At 46.2% G+C, this 23,274-nt stretch carries 13 protein-coding genes; 5 read left to right on the top strand and 8 right to left on the bottom strand.

What is annotated here, in order from left to right; genetic code table 11:
- Nucleotides 1-128: 128 nt before the first annotated feature.
- Nucleotides 129-2,783: a parallel beta-helix domain-containing protein gene (locus L865_RS0121960; protein ID WP_028775186.1), complete on the top strand. Its 2,655-nt coding sequence runs from the start codon at nucleotides 129-131 to the stop codon at nucleotides 2,781-2,783.
- Between the two features lie 67 nt (nucleotides 2,784-2,850).
- Nucleotides 2,851-4,047 carry an SO2930 family diheme c-type cytochrome gene (locus L865_RS0121955; protein WP_028775185.1) on the top strand — a complete coding sequence of 399 codons (1,197 nt, stop codon included), beginning with the start codon at nucleotides 2,851-2,853 and terminating at the stop codon, nucleotides 4,045-4,047.
- A 46-nt stretch (nucleotides 4,048-4,093) separates the two neighbouring features.
- Here L865_RS0121955 and L865_RS24700 read toward each other — a convergent pair whose 3' ends face one another.
- Nucleotides 4,094-5,122 (bottom strand): helix-turn-helix domain-containing protein, encoded by a 1,029-nt coding sequence (locus tag L865_RS24700; RefSeq protein ID WP_028775184.1) that lies wholly within the window; start codon nucleotides 5,120-5,122, stop codon nucleotides 4,094-4,096.
- Nucleotides 5,123-5,609: 487 nt separating this feature from the next.
- Between L865_RS24700 and L865_RS0121945 the strand changes: the two genes are divergently transcribed.
- On the top strand, nucleotides 5,610-7,412 hold the full coding sequence (locus L865_RS0121945; RefSeq protein ID WP_028775183.1) for an aryl-sulfate sulfotransferase: 1,803 nt from the start codon (nucleotides 5,610-5,612) through the stop codon (nucleotides 7,410-7,412).
- Nucleotides 7,413-7,817: 405 nt separating this feature from the next.
- Here L865_RS0121945 and L865_RS0121940 read toward each other — a convergent pair whose 3' ends face one another.
- From L865_RS0121940 to L865_RS0121915, 6 genes are all read right to left on the bottom strand, one after another.
- The gene (locus L865_RS0121940; RefSeq protein WP_028775182.1) at nucleotides 7,818-8,117 is read right to left on the bottom strand and encodes a hypothetical protein; all 300 of its coding nucleotides are present in this window, start codon (nucleotides 8,115-8,117) and stop codon (nucleotides 7,818-7,820) included.
- 442 nt (nucleotides 8,118-8,559) lie between these two features.
- Nucleotides 8,560-11,721, bottom strand: a complete 3,162-nt coding sequence (locus L865_RS24370) for an efflux RND transporter permease subunit (RefSeq protein ID WP_051484753.1) — start codon at nucleotides 11,719-11,721, stop codon at nucleotides 8,560-8,562.
- Nucleotides 11,718-12,977 carry an efflux RND transporter periplasmic adaptor subunit gene (locus L865_RS24365; protein WP_051484751.1) on the bottom strand — a complete coding sequence of 420 codons (1,260 nt, stop codon included), beginning with the start codon at nucleotides 12,975-12,977 and terminating at the stop codon, nucleotides 11,718-11,720. The genes L865_RS24370 and L865_RS24365 overlap by 4 nt, the downstream gene beginning before the upstream one ends.
- Nucleotides 12,967-14,352, bottom strand: coding sequence for a TolC family protein (locus L865_RS0121925; protein WP_028775181.1), 1,386 nt, complete (start codon nucleotides 14,350-14,352; stop codon nucleotides 12,967-12,969). Before L865_RS0121925 ends, L865_RS24365 begins: the two co-directional genes overlap by 11 nt.
- Nucleotides 14,353-15,050: 698 nt before the next feature.
- A complete protein-coding gene (gene sohB, locus L865_RS0121920; RefSeq protein WP_028775180.1) occupies nucleotides 15,051-16,082 on the bottom strand; it encodes a protease SohB in 1,032 nt (343 codons plus the stop codon).
- 163 nt (nucleotides 16,083-16,245) lie between these two features.
- Nucleotides 16,246-18,735: a VolA/Pla-1 family phospholipase gene (locus tag L865_RS0121915; protein WP_028775179.1), complete on the bottom strand. Its 2,490-nt coding sequence runs from the start codon at nucleotides 18,733-18,735 to the stop codon at nucleotides 16,246-16,248.
- Nucleotides 18,736-18,994: 259 nt separating this feature from the next.
- On the opposite strand from L865_RS0121915, the gene L865_RS0121910 reads away from it, so the two are divergent.
- The gene (locus L865_RS0121910; RefSeq protein ID WP_028775178.1) at nucleotides 18,995-19,732 is read left to right on the top strand and encodes a YciK family oxidoreductase; all 738 of its coding nucleotides are present in this window, start codon (nucleotides 18,995-18,997) and stop codon (nucleotides 19,730-19,732) included.
- 116 nt (nucleotides 19,733-19,848) lie between these two features.
- On the opposite strand, the gene fabB is transcribed toward L865_RS0121910, so the two are convergent.
- Nucleotides 19,849-21,060 (bottom strand): beta-ketoacyl-ACP synthase I, encoded by a 1,212-nt coding sequence (fabB, locus tag L865_RS0121905; protein WP_028775177.1) that lies wholly within the window; start codon nucleotides 21,058-21,060, stop codon nucleotides 19,849-19,851.
- Nucleotides 21,061-21,193: 133 nt separating this feature from the next.
- Between fabB and mnmC1 the strand changes: the two genes are divergently transcribed.
- Complete coding sequence (gene mnmC1 / locus L865_RS0121900) at nucleotides 21,194-23,224, top strand: FAD-dependent 5-carboxymethylaminomethyl-2-thiouridine(34) oxidoreductase MnmC1 (RefSeq protein ID WP_169732714.1); 2,031 nt, start codon at nucleotides 21,194-21,196, stop codon at nucleotides 23,222-23,224.
- Nucleotides 23,225-23,274: the final 50 nt, after the last annotated feature.

Below are 23,274 nucleotides of genomic sequence, written 5' to 3'. Positions count from 1 at the left end.
CGTTTGAATTTTTACTAACAACCATATGATATCAACTTGTTACATTAATGTTGGCCGGATTTCACATTGAATATCTGGTACGTCCGTGCAATCTAAGGGGTGAATAATAAAAATAAGCAGGAGACGCTATGTTCAGCAAGAAACCCAGTTGGTTGATACCGACACTGGTTGCCACCGCGGTAGCCGTGAGCTTAGGTGCATGTTCATCCGACGACGATGAAGTGGTAGTAGTGGAAGAAGAGACCCCAGTGGTCACGCCTCCAACCGACCCAGCCGATAATTTCCCCGAAGGAGCGATACTGATTGAAGATGGAGAGAATCTCACTCTGCGGATTCAAGAAGCACTCATTAATGCACAAAGTAACGATGTAATTGTGCTGCCCAAAGGTAACTTTAAAATAGAATCAACCTTACTATTTGATGGTGATGTTGACGGCGACGGTGCCTATGCCAAAAATATTACCATCATGGGTTACGGTATGGATGAAACCGTACTGGATTTCTCTGAATCAATTACCGGAGACGGTATCTTTGTTCAAAATGCTATTAACGTCATTATTCAAGACTTGTCGGTCAATGAAGCCAAGAACAACGGTATTAAGCTTAAAAATACCAACGGTATCATTCTGCGTCGTCTAGCCACGGTGTGGGAAGGCGAGCTAGATGAAGATAACGGCGCCTATGGTCTCTACCCGGTAGAGTGTGAAAACATTCTCATTGAGGACACCTACGTACGCGGTAGTGCAGATACCGGTATTTATGTCGGCCAATCAGAATATATTGTGGTCCGCCGCAACATCGCTAAAGAGAACGTCGCTGGTATTGAAATTGAAAACTCAAAGTATGCCGATGTTTACGACAACGAAGCGGTAGGCAACACAGGTGGTATTTTGGTATTTGACTTACCAATCAACAACCACAGATATGGCTCAAGCGTGCGTATTTTTAACAACAAAGTATATGATAATAATACTAAAAACTTTGCCAACGCATCATCTAACCCTGCAGGGGTGCATATTGTACCGCCTGGTACAGGTATGATTATTCTCTCAACCGATGATGTTGAGATTTTCAATAATGAAATTACTAATCACGATACCGCTGGCGTGGCAATCACCAGTTTCTTTATTGCTGAGCCAGACATGAATGCCTTTGTCGCCAACTATGGCCAGCCTGATCAATCCATTGAAGATGGTTGGCGCCCCACACCGCGTAACATCTACTTGCACGACAATGTCATTGAAGGCTACGGGCAGAAACCTAACGGTTACCTTATTGATGACATCATCAAAGCCTACCTGTTTACCCATGGTGAATTCCCAGGCGTACTGTATGACGGTTTAGGTGAAATGCTATCTAACAACGGCACTGCCGCCTATTTGGGCCTACAAGAGCTGCCATTTGCTGAAGATGGTAGTGACAATGTGTGTGCACAAGATAATGGTGATGTGTCATTTGGTCGCCTTTATGCCAATAACAATACGGACATCAATATTGCCGATGTGATGTTTGAGAAAACGCAAGATCAGCTGCTGAACTGTGCTCAGGTGAGCCTACCTGTACACACCGTGACCTTCGGCGACCAAATCTTTGGTTGTGGCGTTGATGATGACGTTGAAGGCTGCGATGGCGGTAACCTTGTGGGCGGAGGCGGATCCATTGGTGAAGGTGAAGGCGGACTCGTCGGAGATGGCGATCTTAGCCTTTGTGAATCAACCGCTAACGGCGTGAACTGGGACGCATTATTAGGTGCTAACTGCCCTAACCTATCGGACTACAACTTGTTTGCCGATGCCAGCGACCCAACCTCTGGCACTAATTCCGGCGGTATGCCGTATGATCTTAATACGCAACTGTTTACTGACTATGCATCTAAATACCGTTTTGTATTTGTACCAGAAGGTCAAGTTGCCCAATACCATGACAGCGAATCAATGGACTTCCCTGTAGGTACCGTCATCACTAAAGCGTTTGCGCTACCTAGCAATACCGCTCAGCGAGGCATTGCTAACGAAGACTTGATAGAAACTCGTCTACTTATCCGCCGCGAAACCGGTTGGTCTGCGCTGCCTTATGTGCATAATGCCCAAAAAACCGATGCTGTTCTGGCAAAAGCCGGGGCGATTCAGGGCAAGACAGTTGTTCACCAAGGCGAGAGTCTAGCGTTCGACTATGTTGTGCCAAGTATGAACCAGTGTAAGCAATGTCATCAGTTTAAAGCTGATGCCGATAGCCCAGCAGTGTTTGTGCCTATTGGTCCTAAAGCTCGTCAGCTAAACAAGACCTATAGCTATCATGATGGCGATATGAACCAGCTACTAAAATGGCAAGCAGCTGGCATTTTACAAGGCACGCCTGATATCAGCACCATAGATACTGTGCCAAGTTTTGCTGATGGCGATGAAGCTAATGTTGCTGCCATGTCTGATGCTGAGCTGATGGATACAGCTAAAGGTTATTTAGATATCAACTGTGCCCATTGTCACCGTCCAGAAGGCAACGCGTCTAATACAGGCCTGAAACTTGAGTACTTCCGTGCTTACGATGAAGATGGTGGTTTCTCCCACGGTACATGTAAGTCGCCAGTCGCTTACGGTGGTGGCTCGCTTGGATTTGATGTCGTCCCTGGTTCACCTGAAGAGTCGATTCTACACTTCAGAATGGCCACCAACGATCCTGGTGATCGTATGCCTGAAATTGGGCGCAGCCTCTCCCATGGTGAAGGTGTCGCCCTAATAAACGAGTGGATTAAGCGCTTACCCGCCGCCTCTTGTTCAGAGTAATAGCAAACCAAGGCCGACACCCAGTGTCGGCCTTTTTATTAGCTTCAGCGAATTTAGGCAAATCACCATGCGAATTCTCCCCCCTCTTATACTGTTGCTTTTTGTAGCGGCCTGCGGCGGAGGTGGCGACAGCAGCTCGAATAACAATCAAGTTGATACAGCGCCGGCAACACCGCCAGATACCACTAGTCCACCAGCAGATAATCCCACCGACCCCAGTAGTGTCTGTGATGCCTCGCCAACAGGCGTTAATTGGGATGCTCTGATGAATGAGGACTGCAATGAATTGTCGCAATATAATCTGTTTGCAGACAGCAGCGATCCCACCCAAGGGCCAATTGGCACAGGGATGGCCTATCAACTCTCAAGTGAGTTGTTTACCAACTATGCGCAAAAGTACCGGTTTGTGTTTCTACCTGAGGCCAGCCAGATAACCTATCGTGCAGAAGATACCTTTTCTCTGCCCGTGGGGAGTGTGCTCACTAAAACATTTAGCCTACCCTCGGACACCCAGCTTTCCGGGCGCGAGCATCAAACTGTCATTGAGACTCGATTATTGATCCACCGAGAAAGTGGCTGGACGACATTGGCTTACGTGTGGGATCAGGGTGTTGCCACTTTGAATGTGGTCGGCGCTGATATTGCGCATACCTTCAATCACCAAGGTGAGCAAGTGAGCTTTGACTACCACGTACCAAGCCGTGCTGAGTGCAAACTTTGCCACCAACTTAATGACAATGATGTCAGCCGCATTGCTCCCATTGGCTTGAAAGCTCAGCTACTTAACCATCAGATTGAGACCAGTAATGGCCAAACTCAACTGCGCCATTGGCAAAGTTTGGGCATGTTAGCCGGCTTAGCCAACAATGAGTCCATCCCCCATGCGCCTAATATTACCGACGACAGCGGCGATCTAACCGCCAGAGCCAAAGGCTATATTGATATCAATTGCGCTCACTGTCATCGCTCTGAAGGTTTTGCCAGCATATCGGGATTACGCCTCGGTTTTCATGTTGATCATACAAGTTACCCCTACGGTGTTTGCAAGCAGCCTCCAGGTTGGGATGGCGGCGAAAAAGGCCTGTCTTATGATATTATTCCAGGTGATGCAGAACACTCCATCATGGTATATCGTCAAGAGCTAAACGGTGCAAAAGATAGAATGCCGCCGATTGGTCGTGCCATGGTACACACTGAAGCGATAACGGTTATTCGCCAATGGATTGATATCATGTCACCCAGTATTGGAGATTGCCAGGCTTAATAAGAAGCAAGCTTAATAAGCGCCAAGTGGAACACTTTCGCTGCGGTTAACCGGCACTGGGCAAGCAACATTCTTTGTCCAGTGCGCGCATAAAGTCGCCCGGCGCAAAGCCAGTCCAATGCTTAAAACTCTGCCTAAAATGGCTGACATCATTAAATCCCATCTGCTCGGCTAAAGTGGCCACATCGAGTCTCTGAGTCACCAACTGTTGCAGTGCATATTGGCAGCGAACCTGATAGACCAGATTTTGATATCGACTTTTACCATTCGCTAGCTTACGCCTTAAAGTCCGATCACTAAGCTCTAAATGGCTTGCCATCTGTTCCATGCTAGGCAGTGCCGGTAAACTACTCCGCAGCGCGTTGATCACTTGCTCGGCAAATGATTCTTCAATTTGCTGCAGTGTCAGCGGCGGAGCATCAATCATTCCGTTGAGCGGCTGCCGCAACTGCTGACGCGATAACGTCCAGCTATAAAATGGCGCCCCAGTACGGATATTGTCGCAGCGAATGCTGCCCAACCAATGTTGATCAGGTGGTTGAATTAGCGCAATTTCTAATGGTAGAAATGGTTCACCAAGTAAACGCTCAGCGACTGAGCACATCATGTTTATACTGTGTTGGAATTGAACCTGTAGGCTATCTACCGACGAACGGCCGCTATTAATCCACAGAATACGGACAAAATCATCATGGCTAATCACTACAGTATCGGCAAACTGCGCCACGGGCAGTTGTTGTTGAACCAATGCGCTGATCACTTGTTCAAGGTTATCAAAATGAGCAAGTAGACTGGCTAAATCATCAACCCAATCAGGGCTTAATTTTGACGGTAACGCCACTAAACTCGGATAATGCTGCTGCAAATAATTCAAAGCCGTTTCAATTTGCCACATTGGCACAAAATGGCGCTGTGCTGCGGCCGAAAAAGCCACACCAAGATGTTGGTTTAGCTTAGCGACCGCTTGACTGCCTTCTTGTTGTTCAAGATGAGCAATGATCCGCTGCACACCGCTGGCTGAACAGGGCTGATCGCCAACCCTGAGCGTTGATTGATAGCCAACTTGAAATGCCATGCAAACCTTAATGTTTTAGAAACGAATCATTTAGTTGTAACGGATTTAAGCAAAATTTGGAAGTGAAAACTCGTAAACACAAAACCACTGTCGGTGTTCACTCTTACTGCAACACTTAGCCTCGATACAATGAAAAACTACTCTGGTAGAAATTTATAGCTCACTGCGCCTGCAAGGAGGTATTACGGCAGACTTTTATACATTGGACCGAATTGTGAGTCGTTATCGCCATGCTTCTGCCACACAACTTAATTTAACTCTTGTGTAGTGGAGTTAATTTACCTAAAACCGACTAAATTCACCTCATTGCTTAATCTAGGCTTAAACATCGCAAGGCAAAAACAGCCTAGGTTCAGCTTCACAGCGTGTTTACGTGAGCTGCAAAACACTTTTCAAAAAAAGCCCACTTAGTGCTATGTACTCAGCATTCTTAACACCGATTGTCTTTTATAATTGAGCCACTTAATTTTGGTTACTGAGAGTAGACATGCTCAAATCCATCGCCCTTAGCGCCCTATTGGTCGCGTTTTGCTTACCTACATTTAACCTTCAAGCCGACCCCAACGGCATGAAGCCATTTCCGGTAGAAAACGCGCCTTTAGGCTATCTTGTCCATAATCCGTACGAGCATGCCCCTCTTACCGCTTTGGTCACCTTAAACGGCCATAAGATATCCGATGTTAGCGTGACGGTGCATGCAAAAGATGACACTGGTGTCGATATCCACTATCGCGTTGCTGATATGCGAGTGATGAGCGAAGGCGGTGTGCCCATTTTTGGTCTCTATCCGGCATTGATGAACAAATTTACCGTACATTGGACCGAAAATGAGCAGCAGCGTAGTCACCAATACCAAATGCTCACCCCTGATATCGACATGGGTTTTTCTGAAAGCCAATGGGCGAAAGCGCCTTTGGTTAAGGTTGAACATGTCGACGACGACTTTAAAGACAGGCTTTATTTTATTAACTGGACCAATCCAGATGGCAAAACCAGCCCATTAATGCACAATAATCCTCAAGCGCCGGGTGCATTTTCTTGGGATGGTAAACCAGGCTTTTTCATCATAGATACGGCGGGTGATATCCGCTGGTATATGAACCCCTACACCACCCACAACTCAAAAAGCTACGACACCGCGGGCTACGCCATGGGAATGAATGTCACCCAAGACGGCAACATGGTGTGGGTACAAGGGCAAACGTGGAAAAAGATGTCACTCATGGGACGGATGATCTCTGAGCATAATCTACCAGGAGATTTTATCGATGCCTCTCACGAAGGCATTGAAGGTGCCAACGGCAATGTCTTCATTCGTGCTGCAGCAAAAGACTATCACCGTCCGGATGGTAAAATCGTCAATACTGTTCGCGATCACATCATCGAAGTAGACAACAATGGCAAGCTTGTCGATTACTGGGATTTGAACACCATATTAGACCCAATGCGCGATGCGGCATTGTTATCGCTCGACGCGGGTGCAGTTTGTTTAAACATTGATATTGACCAAGCGGGTCATCAAACTACCCTAGAAGATCTGCAAAATGCACCTTTTGGAGATATCCACGGTGTAGAAACGGGCCGCAACTGGTTACATGCCAACTCAGTTGATTATGACCCAAGTGATGACAGCATCATCATCAGTTCCCGCCATCAATCTGCGGTCATCAAAATTGGCCGAGACAAACAGGTCAAGTGGATTGTCAGCCCTGTCGAAGGCTGGTCTGAGCAATTTGCAGACAAGCTACTCCAGCCTGTCGATGCAAAAGGTCACCCCATTGAGTGCACAGCCAAAGGCCTTTGCAGTGGCAGTGATTTCGATTTCAGCTATACCCCACACACAGCCTATAAAGTGTCCGAAAAAGGCACGTATACCGTATTTGATAACGGTGATGGCCGCCATTTGAGTCAACCCATGTTTGCTATGGAGAAGTATTCTCGAGCGGTTGAGTACAAAATTGATGAACAGAAGATGACTATCGAACAGGTGTGGCATTACGGTAAAGAGGAGCTGGGCTACGCTGGTTACTCTCCTGTCACCTCAATTGTAAAATACCAAGCCGACAAAGACAGTCTATTAAGCTACTTTGCATCAGCGGGGTTGTTTGGCATTGGCGGCGGGTACGGCAATTTGAAAATGGATGACACTACCGGCAAAGTGAAGTCTATTTTGGTTGAACATCGCTATGGTCAAACCGAGCCGGCAGTAAGAATCGCCATCGATAGCCATGATATGTATGCAACCGGTTATCGCGCCCAAGTCATTCGCCCCGCACTGATGTTAAAATAGTCTAATCGGGCCGTTTTTCTCACACGACGACAGCGCTTATGGTGGCTGTCGTCGACTGCCAATATAGGTAGCGACTTTTGGCTGTTTGTCGGTAAAGCTGCTACTTAAAATACCAACATTATACCAATCAGTATAAGAATTTGATCTACTCAGCGCGCTTTGGGCAAACTAATTCAAGGCGAATGATTGAAACAATGGTTGTTCCCTTGTGAAATTATTCAACGCAGAAGTAGGCAGCCCAAAACGCGCCAGAATGGCGAGTTTTAACGATTCTGATGCTGTGTTAACGAGCTTAACCGTAGAATGACTATGCTCTTCACTCGTTGTCTTGCCTCAGAAGCGCTAAACTCTCGCTGAGTGACTAAATGTTTATACTGACTGGTATTACAAGACCGATAAACTGGACTAGCGATCGCTATCCGGCATTGAAGGATGGCGATCTTTTGCTATTTTCTCGATTGCGTCTAAGCGCCGCTCGACCACAACAAACATCATCAACAGCAATATGATTGAAACTGAGCTTGCACTGCCATAATTGGGGACATCGGCTATTAAGCTAATACCCAGGTAGCCAAAGTAACTCGCCACTATGAGTTTTATAAACAATGACAATTTATTGGATGCTTGATGCCACAACGCCCGCTGTTCAAGTTGTTTGATATAGTCAGCCCCTGTTCGCTGAACTTGGTTGTTATCACTGTCCATGTAGTCACCTATATTCATCCATTATTTACAGATTGCGTCATGCCTATACCGCTGCTAGCACCAGAGAGCCTTTCTGCTTAGCTCAGGCTGTCTGCTTAGCCCAGTCTGTCAAACACTGCTTAACTTGTGCGAGTAATCGCAAACGAGGGGTTAAGGGTTAGATAAAACCAAGTTAAAGCAAACAATTACCCAAAACAAGCAACTTGAATTATTTGCATGTTGTACAACTGACTTTGCCATAAATACACAACTTGGCGCAGACTCAACGGCAATCATTAAGCAGTTAACACAATGAGTGAAACAACGGCCAAACCTAAAATAGGTATTGATATGGTAGGCATCCCCCCTTGGTTGCAGTGGGATAGATAAATACCCATCCGCAACCAAGAATCAAACGCTAATGGCCCATCGCGAGCGACCTGTCACAGGCTCAATCTACGTGCTAGCTTTGCTCAGCCATCTTTGTTGCCGTTGGCGCAACCGCAAAGCTATCACCATAGTCTTTATCAAACTCAGACTCGGCGACCTTAACGCCTTTAATACGCTCTACCACCATGTAATTCACAGGTACCAAAATGAGTGTAATAAAGGTGGCAAAAATAATACCGAAGCCGAGAGATATCGCCATTGGGATTAAGAATTGCGCTTGCGTTGATTGCTCAAGTAACAGTGGCATCAGACCAATAAAAGTCGTCAGGCTGGTTAACATTACCGGGCGAAAACGCTTCGCACCCGCGGTCAATACCGCTTCGACTAACGCCATACCGTCAGCACGCTTTTTATTGATAAAGTCGACTAACACTAGCGAGTCGTTGACCACCACCCCTACCAAAGCCAACATCCCCAGAATACTAAAGATCGTCAGTGGCGAGCCCATGATCCAGTGCCCAATCACCGCCCCAATCAGTCCAAATGGGATCACGCTCATCACAATGAAGGGCTGCACATATGACTTAAATGGAATAGCCAGCAAGCTATAAATCATGAAACAAACAAATACTAAGCCCCACTGTAGCGAGCCAAAGCTCTCACTTTGCTCTCTCGCCTCGCCTTCTAGCGAGTGACGAACACCGGGATACTGGGCAACTAGACCGTCAAGATAGGTTTTCAAATCGGCCTGCAACACAGTCATGTTAGTATTGTCTTTATCGATATCCGCGGTCACATTGAGTACCCGATACCGGTCGATACGCTTAATGGTTGAGGGGCTTTTGCCCGAGGTCATTTTAGCCACGTGCCCCAATGGCACCTGTGCCCCCTGACTTGTGCTAATTAATATCTTTTCCAGATCCGCCAACGACTGACGTTCATTGAGCGGCAAACGCACCATGACCCGAATGTCATCTCGACCACGTTGAATGCGTTGCACTTGCGATCCAAAATAGAAACTGCGTATTTGATTGGTTACCTCTTCGCGAGTCAGCCCTAACGCTTTGCCCTGTTCGGTCAGTTCAATCAACAACTCCTCTTTACCATTAGATAGGCTATCGGAGATATCAAATACCGTTGGATAAGTGGCTAAATGGCCTTTAACTTGGTCGGCTATCTCACGTAATGTATCTAGCGAGTTAGCGCTTAATTGCACATCAATAGGATCAGAACTGCGGCCAATCTCGGCTCGATAGGTCACCGATTCGGCGCCAGGAATATCCCCGACCATACGGCGCCATTCGGCCAATAGCTGTCCAGATGTGATTTCAGACTCACGTTTTTCCGGCGGTGTGATCTCAAAACGCACACCACCAGCATTTGAAGTACCGCCGCGGCCACCTGTTGTAGCCAAAATGTTCAGAATGATGCTTTCATTACTCGCCTCATCAATATACTTGTCCTGTAAGATCTTCGCTTTAGCCGCAATATTAATAATGTGCTGGTTGGTTACTTCAAACGGCGTGCCCGCGGGCATCATCAAGTTTAAGCGCACGGTTTCACTAGGGATGCGTGGAAAGAAGGTAAACTTAGTCCAGCCCGTCATCAGCAGGGCAAAAATTATCAACAATACGCCGCTAAACAAACTTAACGTCGCGGTTTTATTTTTCAGCGCAATACGTAAAAATGGCTGATAGAACTTAATAATCGCCCGCTCAAAGCCATCGGCAAAGTTTTGCTGAAACTTCTCAAACCTATTTTGCTTTTGATTCTCGTGACGCAGCTTAATGTGCTTAAGGTGCGCCGGTAGCACAAACTTAGATTCAATCAGTGAAAACAGCAGTACAGGAATCACCACAATGGCAATTTGAGCAAAGATAGCGCCACGGTTACCTTCGATAAACAGCATAGGTAAAAATGCGGTCACAGTGGTTAATATGCCAAAGGTAACAGGCGCTGCCACCTCTTTGGCACCATTTATCGCTGCCATTTCACCACTAGAAGAGGTTTTCAGGTGACTATAGATATTCTCACCGGTGACAATGGCATCATCAACCACAATCCCGAGCACTAGAATAAAGCCAAATAAACTCATGACGTTCAGTGACACATTGAAAAATGGCATAAAGATAAATGCGCCCATGAATGACACTGGGATACCAATAAACACCCAAAAGGCGATAGAAGGTCGCAAAAATAGCGTCAGTAACAGCAACACCAAAATACCACCTTGCATGGCACTGCCGGCAAGCGTCGATATGCGGTTTTTTACAATCTCAGAATCATCATCCCAGTAACTTAAGCTATAGCCAGCAGGTAAGCTGTCCTGACGAGAGTTGATATAGGCTTTCACTTTATCGGCCACATCAATAGCACTTTGCTGACCGATTCGGTACACATCAATAAACGCCGCCTGTTCACCGTTAAAGCGGGTACGCACGGGCGTTTCTTCAAAGCCATCGACGACATTGGCGACGTCACTCAAGCGAATAATGGTGCCATCGGCAGCTGTTTTAATGGCAATGTTGGCAAACTCATCCTTGTAGTAGGCTTGCCCTTTTGAGCGCAGCAATATGTCGCCGCCCTGGGTTTTGAGGTTACCCGCCGAGATATCGGTACTTGAGCCGTTAATCGCTCTGGCAATTTCAGTCAACGTGAGCTGGTATTGCTGCAATTTATCTTGCGGCACTTCCAAGGTCACTTCGTAATTGCGAACACCACTCAAATCGAGCTGGGTCACACCATCGAGCCTGAGCAGTTCATCACGCACCACTTCGGCAAACTCTAAGGTTTCTTTTTCGCTGTACTTACCCGTGACTGTCACCGCAATCACTTCACGTTTACGCTGCGCCAGTGCAATAACCGGTTTTTCAGCATCCACTGGAAAAGTATTAATCGCATCGACGCGGCTTTTTATATCGGTGAGTAACTCTCGTGGATCGTAGCTGCTTTCAATCTCAATATTGACATTAGACGCCGACTCAGAAGAGTTTGAAGTGATTTTTTTAATCCCTTCGAGATCTTGTACCGCTTCCTCTACCCGAATCGTTACCCCTTGCTCTACATCCTCAGGGGTTGCACCGCGCAAGGAGATACTGACAGAGACCACTTCAGAATCAACGCTTGGAAAGACCTCTAACGGAATACGCGTCGACAGCGACCCCAGTCCAATCACCAATAGAAACAACATCAACAAATTGGCGGCAACATGATTTCTTGTAAACCAGGCTATCATTGCTGCATCTCCTTCGCCTTAGGTGCTTTTTCGCCGCGGCGTGGCTTGCCTGCATCTGCCGTGTCGCCATCGGGACGAGCAGCGCCACGGTTTTTCAGCGATTGCTGTGCACCTGCAATGGAAACTGGCGTGCCAGAGCTAACTTGCCCAAGCGGGGTCAGAACCAAATCATCACCCGCTGTTAACCCACTTGCTATCACTGCATCTTGGCTGTTTTGCCATAAAATACTCACTTCGGTACGCAGTAATTTGCCCTCTTGTACCACGTACACGTAACTACCTTGATAGATAGCTTTGGTCGGGATCACAATAGCGTTAGGCAACACTTTACCGGCAATTTTAGCCGTCAAGTACTGGCCAATTTTGAGTGGCATCTGCTTTTGACTCTGGTAACTAAAAGGATCATCGATTTGCGCGACAACATATAACTGCTGAGAACTGTTATCGATGGCACCTTCAGTGCGGTCAAGCTGACCTTGCCAGCTCTGTACGCCAATTAAATCGGACTGAAATTGCACCGCAGCCACCGCCCTTTTTCCTTGCTCGGGTAAATCGACCAGCGCTAAATCTCGGTTGTTGATCGGTAAGCGGATTTCAACATAATCAGTCGCATAAATGGTCGCTAACTGTGCATTGGTCGATACCACGCGCCCTACATCTACGTTCTTTTCAAGAATACGGCCATCAAATGGCGCAACCACTTTGGTGCGCTCTAACGCCAATAGTGCTTTGTCTAATTGGGCTTGGTTTGACAACATAGCCGCTTGGGCGGCGGCCAGTTGCGGTTGACGTAAAACCAGCTCTGTTGGTTCACGGCCATTGCCTAAACGTTTCCAATCAATCAATGCTTGTTCAACACGCGCTTGCTCTTCTTGCAGGCTCTGTTTTGCCTGTAAAATGCCGGCTTGGGCTATTTTCACCTCAGCAAGATAATCACGGTCATCAAGCTGGACCAGCACTTCGCCTTTATTAAAAAAGCCACCTTCACGAAAATTAGGACTTATCGATAGGATCTGCCCGGATGCTTGTGTCACCAATGAGCTTTGGGTTCGTGGTTTAACCACACCAAAACTACTCACTTCGACATGGTAATCAGCTGATTGCAATTGGCGAGTCTCGACCATCACATTGCTAATCGGCTTTTTTCCACCTCGTTTAGACGTGGGCGGGTTACTAGTAATGAGTACAATAACGGTAACAACCACCGCCACAATGGCTACGGGAATGAGATATTTTTTGTTCATTTTAGTTTTCATTTTGAGTTACACCTGCATCAAGGTCGCCACCTAACGCTAGGTGCAATTGAATACGATTAGCTATGATTTGATTTTTGAGATTAATCACCGATGTTTGCGCCACAAACGAACGAGTCTGTGCATCAAGTACTGTGGTGTAACTCTCTAAACCTGCTTGGTATTGCTCAAAGGACAGTGTTTCCGCCTGCAGGGCGTTATCTTGTGACTTGAGCGTGGCTTGATACTGTTGTTGTAAACTGGCATCTAAATCTAGGGCGTTTTCTACCTGTTCGAATGCGCTAAACAAAGTGATGAGGTATTGTTGCTCTTGCTGTTTTAACAGTAATTTTTGTTGTTCTGTTTGCGCTTTTAACCGACCAGCATTAAAGATTGGCGATGTTAATCCGGCCACCACTGACCAACTACTAAAATCACCATCGAACAGCTCAGAAAATTCACTACTACTGCTGCCAACACTGCCCCCCAAGCGCAACGATGGATAGCGTTGCTTTTGGGTATAAGCAACTGTCGCATCTTGTGACAACAGTTGATACCAAGCACTTTGCAACGAAGGTTTACGCTTAACGAGTTCACTTGGTACGCCGATTTTGATGCCTTGAGGTAATAATGGCAGCTGCGCATCAACCATCAACGCCGCTGCTGGATAACCACCTAAAAGCCTCTCCAATTGGCGGATATCGGTATTTAATTGGCTACGTTGGCCATGCAGGTTAGATTGCTCGTTATAATATTCATTTTGCGTCAAGTAGACATCTAGAGCGGTATTGAGCCCTTGAAAATAGCCGGACTCGATAATTTCAAAACTGACTTTAGCGTTATCAGTGCGGCGCTCATACAATTTAACCAGCTCTTGTGAGGTCACCACTTTGTAGTAAGCGCTAACAACATCAGCGACTAACGTATCTCGAGCTTGCTGATAATTGGCTTGTGCAGTTAGCAGATCAAGCTTACTCGCCTTAGCTGCATCAGATAGTTTTCCCCAAATATCAAGCTCGTAGCTCAAGTCAAAGCTCAAGCTGTTGGTGTTAGTTTGGCTGTCACTATCACCATTGCGCCCGGAATTTAATGATCCGGTAAGCTCCGGCCAAAAATCGGCATCTGTGCTGATAAGCTGCTGCTGTTTAATCTCGACATCTAACGCCAACTGAATCAATGCTTGGTTGCGAATAAGTGCAATATTTGCCAGTTCTAATAGTTGCTCTGTGGCAATGGCTGTTACCCAAGGTTGGTTTTCTTTAAGCGCTTGCACGCTGGTATACCAAGTTTGTGGCAGCGGTGGATTGACCTGTGTTTCATCAATGTATGTTGTGCTGCTGCAACCGGCCAGCAGGCTTATCGACAACACGATCCCCAATTTAGTGAGGTGTTTGCTCATCGAATTAAATCCCAAGATTTCATTATTTTTATAGTCACAATGTTAATGACTTACGCCAATAAATTAAACTGTGAACGTCGGTCTTTGCAAGGCTTTACATAGCAGCAACGCCACCCCACTTCGCCTTGGTACAAAAATCACACAATAGTCAGTAATGACTGCTTTTTGTCTATTTAATAAAGGCAAGGAACCAAAATAAAATAAATACAAAACAATAACTTGAGCCACGTTCTAGATAAGCCACCTCAAACTTTAACTACGATGGCAGAACAAATTTGAGAGTACACACTTACTTACACTCTCTAGCACTAAGTTTACAAAGCTAGAATGAAGCTCTATCACGCAACAGCGGCACCAATTCCATACTCAAGCAATGCTGCACCTATCAATAAGCTGGTATAGTCGAAGCTAGCAAACCAAGAGATCAATAAAAGATACGTACGACGGCAAATATGGAGATATAGATAGGAGTAGGGATAGGAATAGAGACAAAAGCTAAAGCAAACTCAGCACAAATGAAACGACAGGAACGGGTATTGAGGAACAGGCATTGAGTTTGACGAGCCGCAAAACTAAAACGCTATCGTTCAACGCAATGGTTAAAGATGAGTGTAAAAACGATAACTAAAACCCGTCAGCATGGCATCAATATCCCAATGCCATGCTGACGAAGCCTGATTAAAAGTGAGCTAGAATGCTCAATTTAACGGTTGATTTTTCTCTGCAATACGATTAAAAATCGCGTTAAAAGATAGGCTTGCACCATGTGCGATTTTATCTGCTAGCTTCTTTTTCAACTGATAACGAATTTTAATTACTGTTTTATCTTCTGCGAGTTTCATGATCACATCATCACTGGTTGATACTTCATCAATCAAGCCTAAATCAATCGCTTGTTGACCGTACCAATGCTCACCAGTTGCGACTTTTTCAAGATCGACATCGGGTCGATAGTTGCCAATGAAGTCTTTAAACAATACGTGAGTTTCTTCCAGCTCTTTTTGAAATTTCTCGCGTCCTTCATCGGTGTTTTCACCAAATACGGTTAGCGTGCGCTTAAAGTTCCCGGCAGTATGCTGTTCATAGTCAATATCATGCTTTTTAAGCAAGCGATTAAAATTAGGGATTTGCGCTATCACACCAATTGAACCAACAATCGCAAACGGTGCAGCATAGACCTTGTTTGCAACGCAGGCCATCATATAGCCGCCACTTGCAGCGACTTTATCAACGCAGATAGATAATGGGATACTAGCTTGACGTAAACGGTCTAGCTGGCTTGCTGCAAGGCCATAACCATGAACCATACCGCCACCACTTTCGACATTGACGATCACCTCATCTTTCGGCTCAGCAACCGCAATTACCGCGCTGACTTCTTCACGCAACGACGCCACTTCATTGGCATCGATACTCCCCTTAAAGTCAATCACATAAACACGCGGCTTAGGATCATCCCCCTCGCCCTTTTTCTCCGCCTTCTCTTTAGCTTTTTCTGCGGCTTTTAGCTCTTTTTCATAAGCTTTAAATTGCTTTTTATCTAACAACTCTTCTTTTAAATGGTGTTTAAGCTCGGTTAGTTTTTCCGACATATTAGTCAGTTTCAACTCACCTTTATCTCCACCTTGTTTTGATGCCGAAGCAGCAACAATAATCACCACAGCAGCAATCGCAACCACAACCGTCAGCGCTTTAGCAAAGAACAAGCCGTACTCGTACAAAAATTCCAAAATATTCTCCCGCGGGGGTCAGTCAGCAAAGGCCATTAAATTCACAAGCTCAAGCTGGCACTAGACTAAACAAATAAAATTGCGTGACATTCTATCAGGCGTAGACAATAAAAAAACCCAGCATTTGCTGGGTTTTTCAATTAAATCACTTTATATCGAGTGATTAGTTAGTCTCAGGACAAAGACGCAGTACGTCTTGGTCTTCAACTAAGATAGTCGCAGAGCCTTTACCAGCTGTAAGCGCAAATGCCGCTACTTGCTGTTGCATCTCAACGGTTGCAGCCAATGAGCCTTCTACTTCGTTAGGACCAAGCAATGAGCTATGGTGACCTTTAGAGAAGCGCACCGCACCAGAGCTTGCAGTTGTGCGATCAATACACGCAAGTCCAAGGTTAGCAATCAGTGGCTCTGTACCTGATACCGGGAAGCCTTCAACACTATTTGGCAACACTTGGTCAGGTAAATGATCGCCGCCATCACCAACCATTTCTACTAAGTGCAATGGTAGACCAGTCGCTTTAAGCATTGCTGCATGGTTAATTGGGTCAGCACTGTCGACTGCAGTTTGTACTGCAAAGGCAAACGTAGGTAAGAAGCCCGCATAAACTTGCTGTACAAGCGCTGCGTACTCAGGTGTACCAGGCTCATAACCTTCGGTATTCGCTTCATCCACAAGCGCTTGGAAATCTTCGGTTGCCACAATAGTGTCAAACAAGATTGGACCAAAGGTTGCTGAGCCAATAAAGGTACCGGCAAAGCCACCTGCTGGTGCGACGAGTGATGCTGCATTGACCGCATAAACATTTGGCAATGCTGTACCTGAGCTTGGGTCGGTCAATCCGGTGCTGGCATAAGTGGCGAAGTTAGTATTAACAATGCCACCTAAACTCAGGCCTTGAGAGCTGATTTTACCAATATCAAATACTTGTGGCAGCTCCATTTGTGCTAGTTGCAATGACAAGCCCGTCAACGCTAGGCGCAGACCTAAATGGTCAACCACACTCTGACGGAAGTTATCACGTACCGATAAGGTACTCGCTACGTTAACAAAGGCTAATGGGTTGCCGTTAACAAAAGCTTCTGGTGTACCGACCACATAACCATATGCAGGATCGGAAGCTGACACTTCGTAAACCCCATCACCGTTGGCGTCAAATGAGCGCGCACCATGCAGTGGCTGGTCAATCGCAATTGTTGCTATCCCCATTGCCGCATAGGTACCTGCGAAAGCTAACGCCATCTCCTTACCACCGCCTAAACCATGTAGGGCGATGTTAGTAGGCCAACCATTTGTTGGTGGCGTGAACGGCAATCCTTGCTCCTCATTAAACGCTTGCAACTTAGCAGCATTTGGCATGGCGATCAGAACCGGTACTTTCTCGTAACTCTTAATCTTTGGAATTGGATTAAACTTAGTTAAATGCTTACTCTTGTCGGCCGGAGTGCCATCATCAAGCAGGAAGGTTTTACCAGCCAATAATGCCGGGTTACCGAGCGCAGCAGCAGGATCTTCAATGCCCTGTGCAACAGCTTGCATGCCATATGACTCCTGGCTCAATGTGCCCACTTGCAACGCGAGTAGCACTGAAACAGGGCTGTCACCCTGTGCTAACCAACGACCATTGATTGTTGGTTGTAAGTTGGCATCTAAACAGGCGTTACGCGAACAATCGCCGTAATGCGGCAGCTCGAGTTCAGCCACATAAACATCGGCTAAATCTGATAACACATAAGCTAAGCCATCTGCTGGCGTTAACCCTGCTGCTTGCGCCACGGTATAACCTGCTGGCGTTGGCGGCACGGAGAAGTTAGGCCCATAAGGTGAGCCTGGTTGCGCCATCAGCAGCTTAGTCGTTTCATAGACATCAGCTACAGATTGAGTGGTAAATAATCCAGAATAACTAATGGTTTCACTGTCTACACCGTGCGCCTCAGCCATGCCCTTTTCATAGCTATTAACTAGCGTTTGCAGCAGCAACTGATCTGGGGTTTCAAGCGGGTTCGTATCGATATCTAGCTTTAGCAAGCCATAAGTTGATGATGGAGCGATTGCTCGACCTTCAGAGTCTTGAATTAAATTGGTTGTCGCGTAGATATAAGACTGACCAAACTTAAGCGGTTTAAGCGGTACAATTGCAATGGTATTGCCCGAAGCTGTTGAAATATAATCAACACCATATTGCAACTCATCGCCCACTTTACAGGCGGACACATCAGCTTGTGTTTGACACTCAGGGTCACTTGACAGTGAGCCGCCGACAGTGGCTTCAAATACTCGCACCGCACCAGGCTGAGCGACAGACTCAGCGGCTAAGCTAAGCATGCTGCCGTCATGGTCCATTGCAGGTGCGACTGTAATTGAAATTGGAGAGGTGGTTGACCAACCATCTAATGCACCAAGGGCCATGCTTGGATCTGTGTAGTCACTACTACCATCCGCCATTTCACCGGGAATGTTAATGGTGCCATCTGTAGTGCCACTAAAGAGTAAATCGTTTGGTAATGGAACATCGCCTGCTGCAGGATCAAACACCATTTGCGACTGAGGAATGAGCGGTTCGGTTTTTTCCGCCAGTTCATTAACACTGTCTTCACTACAGCCTGTCAGGCCCAACGCAGATGCAATAGCAACACCCAAAAAGAGTCTTTTCATCTTTTTTCCCCAAATCTTGTTGTAATAATTTTGTTTTCCCCAAAAATTGGTCACAATAGTCGATAATAGGTGTGACCTAAGGACATTTGTGGCCTTATTTTTAGTTCAAGTTAACGTAAAATTATTGACTTAGCTACAATTTTGTCACAAACAAAGCGAATTTAATGAGCAAAAATCAATCATTTGTTTAAAACAAGTGTAAGACACCCGATAAATCACAGTAGTAGCGGGCTTTTCCGCCAAAAGGAACGACAGCGTCATGTTGGAATATCAAGCAACAGAAAATCTACTCAATAACAAAACAATCTTGGTAACAGGAGCCGGAGATGGGATCGGTCGAGCTGCCGCTTTGGCCTATGCTGCCCACGGCGCTACCGTGATATTATTAGGTAAAACGGTTAAAAAACTTGAAGCCGTATACGACGAAATAGAACAAGCCGGTGGTCCACAGCCTGCAATTATCCCATTGGACTTAAAAGGGGCGACGGAGCAAAACTACATCGATATGGCCGAAACTATCGAGCAACAATTTGGTCATTTAGATGGGCTGCTACACAACGCCAGTTTGTTGGGTGTGTTGGGTCCATTTGAGCATATCTCGATGAGTTCAGTAGAAGAGGTAATGAAGGTCAACGTGATAGCCGAAATCATGCTCACTAAAGCCTTACTACCGGTATTGAAAAAAGCGCCGCTGGCTTCTTTAGTATTCACCTCAAGCGGTGTTGGTCGTCAAGGCCGTGCGTTTTGGGGGGAATACGCGATGTCAAAGTTTGCTACCGAAGGCATGATGCAGTCAATTGCCCATGAGTTCCAAGGCTCAAACCTGCGTACTAACAGCATCAACCCTGGTGCAACACGAACAGGGATGCGCGCCAATGCTTACCCAGCAGAGAATCCACAAACCCTAAAAACGCCTGCTGAAATTATGCCCACCTACCTTTATTTGATGGGCGATGATTCAAAAGATATCAACGGCCAGCAGCTCAATGCCCAGTAAAATAACTGGTATAGCCAACCAATAAAAAGGGGAAGCCAAATGGCTTCCCCTTTTTATTGTCTATCGCATTAAATCGCCGCAATGTTATCAATACGGCGGTATTTAACACTTAACGACTATTTATATTTGCGCATCACTAAAGTTGCGTTAGTACCGCCAAAACCAAAGCTGTTGCTCATAACAGTATTGAGCTCAGTTTCAGTGTACTGGGTAACCAAAGGCATCCCTTGGGCTTTCTCATCAACGGTATCGATGTTAATGCTCGGGGCAATGAAGTTATTTTCTAGCATAATCAGGCTATAAATCGCTTCGTGAGCACCGGCCGCGCCTAAGGCATGACCTGTTAACGATTTAGTAGAAGCGATAGCTGGCAACGCATCACCAAATGTCTCTTTTAACGCTTCTAACTCACGCATGTCACCCACTGGCGTTGACGTGCCATGAGTGTTGATATAGTCAACTTTAGTGTCTACATCTGCCAATGCCATCTGCATACAACGCACAGCACCTTCGCCTGATGGCGCAACCATGTCATAGCCATCAGAAGATGCACCATAACCAACAACCTCAGCATATATTTTGGCGCCACGCGCGAGTGCATGCTCAAGCTCTTCAACCACCAAGATACCGCCACCACCAGAGATAACAAAACCGTCACGGTCAGCATCATAAGTCCGTGATGCCTTTTCAGGCGTGTCGTTATACTTAGTCGATAAGGCACCCATAGCATCAAAACCCATGGTCAAGGTCCAATCTAACTCTTCTGAGCCACCAGCAAATACCATATCTTGCTTACCCATTTGGATAAGCTCAACAGCGTGACCAATACAGTGGGCGCTGGTCGCGCACGCAGAACTAATTGAATAGTTCATGCCTTTAATTTTAAACGGTGTTGCTAAGCAGGCACTGGCCGTGCTGGCCATAATACGCGGCACAATGTATGGGCCGACACGTTTAACACCTTTAGCACGCAGCGTATCAGCAGCTTGTACTTGGTTAGCGCTCGATGCGCCACCGGTACCAACAATAATGCCGACGCGCGGATCTGAATACTGCTCTTCGGTTAAATTGGCATCTTCAATCGCTTGCTGCATAGCAATGTATGCGTATGCTGCTGCATCGCCCATAAAACGCAGTGCTTTGCGATCAATATGTTCTTTAGGATCTAACTTGATATCGCCCCAGACATGGCTACGAAGCTTCATCTCTTCAAATTGATCTGAATGTGTAATGCCACTTCGGCCAGCTTTAAGTGACTCAGTGACTTCTTGCTTGTTGTTACCAATACTTGACACTACACCAAGTCCGGTGATCACGACTCTTTTCATTATTAACTATCCATTCCGTACATCTAGTACCAATTTTGCTGCGCCAATAGTATCGCTTTTAGATCTTTTAAGTGGTCAGCTTTCCATAAACGCGGCTAAAATAATGCCCAATATTGAACTGAGAGTAAATTCGTTGACTAAAGAACGTGAAGAAAACGGGCTAAATGTAGAAAATAACAATGAAAATCACTCATTATTTACACATTTTGCCAATCTGTCCGCTCTACAATCATCATTATCAGTTGCCGTCATTGGCCGCTTGACTGTGCATGTTACTGCTGTTTTGCTGTCACGTCTGCAACAAACTGCGGCAAACTCACCCTTATATATCAAAGTGTTTTTACCAATTGATGACTCGCTTGATAACTTATTGCCATTGCTGCCGACTTATACGCACGATGCCGTTAACGGGATCAGAGGCGTAAGCGGGTGTCACCGCTTCATTGCTGCAAAACTGACAGTAGATATTTACCTAGGTGACACGCCATCACAACTCAATAGCATGGTTAAGTTCGCCAAGCATAATATAGATCATTGGCATCTTAGCGACCCGACAATTATCGATACTGACGCCTTAGTCTGGACACTAGCAAGCTTAAGCGCTGATCACTGTCAGATCTCTTTATCTGGGCTCACCACTACAGCGGGTATTACACCACCATTTGATTTAATCAAAGCCCTGCAACAAAGTGGCTTCACGGTAAGCCGTTTTAATCCAAACTCAACAACAGCGCAGAACCCAAGTGAATTTGGCAATGATTCGCCCACAAAACTTAACCAAATTCCTGCCCCAAAGCTTGATAATGTGAGTGCCGACATTATTAACCAAGAGCGCCAAGCGCTGCGCCGACAACAAGCCAATGATTTGCAATCACTGCCACTTCACCGTGCTCACGGCGACATTGCTATCATTGGTGGCGGTATTGCCGCGGGGACTTTATGTTTGTCGCTCGCACAAAGACAGCGAAAATTGCACCTATTTTGCATGGAAGATGCATTAGGCCAACAAGCTTCAGGAAATAAACAGGGCGCAATTTACCCACTGTTGACGCCTGACAACGGCACCTTAAGCCAATTTTTCCAGCAAGGATTATTGTTCTCTGTACGCCAAATAAGCTGGCTCACTGAACAAGGCTTCAACATCGACCATCAGTTTTGCGGAGTATTGCAAACAGGTCATGATGAACGCAGTCGGCAACGATTAAATAAAATTATCCAAGGCCAATCTTGGCCAGAAAATATAGCTAAAGCTGTCGATGCCCAGCAAGCCAATGACATCGCCCAAGTTGCCATCAATCAACCCGGAATATACTACCCGCAAGCTGGGTGGGTCTCCCCTCGTCAATATGCGCAAGCAGCATTTGATTATGCCCAACAGTTAACTGAAATTAACAGCCACTTTAATTGCCATATTGTCTCGATAAGTCAGCAAAGCCAAGGTTGGATATTGCAGCAAAAACATGCCGATGGACACATCGTAACCCATGGGCCTTTTGCGGCACTCGTACTCGCCAATGGTCGTCATTTGACTGACTTTGAGCAAACTAAACAGCTTGCAATAAGCGGGTTTAGAGGCCAGGTGAGTCACGTTCCTTCTACAGGTGAGCTAAGTAAACTGCAAACCGTGCTGTGCTCACATGGTTACCTCACTCCCGCTCACAATAATGCTCATTGCACCGGTGCAAGTTATATCAAAGACCCACAGGATTTAGATTTTAGTGCCGCTGAGCAGCAACAAAATCTTGAGAAACTGCAACAAAGCTACCCCGACTCTAACTGGGTTAATGACGTTGATGTGTCAGCCAATAGCGCCCGTGTTGGCGTGCGAATGGTCACTCGAGACCACGCCCCTATGATGGGCTGTGCTCCAAACTATACAGTGATGCTGCAAGCCTATGCCAAGCATCAACATACCAAAGCCAGTATCAATTACTGGCGTACCACACAGGCACCTGTACATGAAAACCTATTTGTTTTAGGTGGATTGGGTTCGCGCGGATTAACATCAGGGCCACTGGCGGCCGAGCTACTTGCGGCGCAGCTATGTGGTGAGCAACTACCCGCGGATATTGCCACTTTAAAAATGCTCAACCCGAATCGGATGTGGATGCGCAAATTATTAAAAGGCAAAGCACTGGATAAGACATTGGAAAGCGGCGCTTGATAAGCTTTCTAGCAAACAGGCCTATGTTTAGGCCTGTTTTGTTGTAAAAG

The organism is Shewanella waksmanii ATCC BAA-643, from assembly GCF_000518805.1.
GTDB classification, from domain to species: domain Bacteria; phylum Pseudomonadota; class Gammaproteobacteria; order Enterobacterales; family Shewanellaceae; genus Shewanella; species Shewanella waksmanii.
The sequence above is the reverse complement of the archived record's forward strand: the minus strand, read 5'-3'. Positions and strand labels throughout refer to the sequence as shown.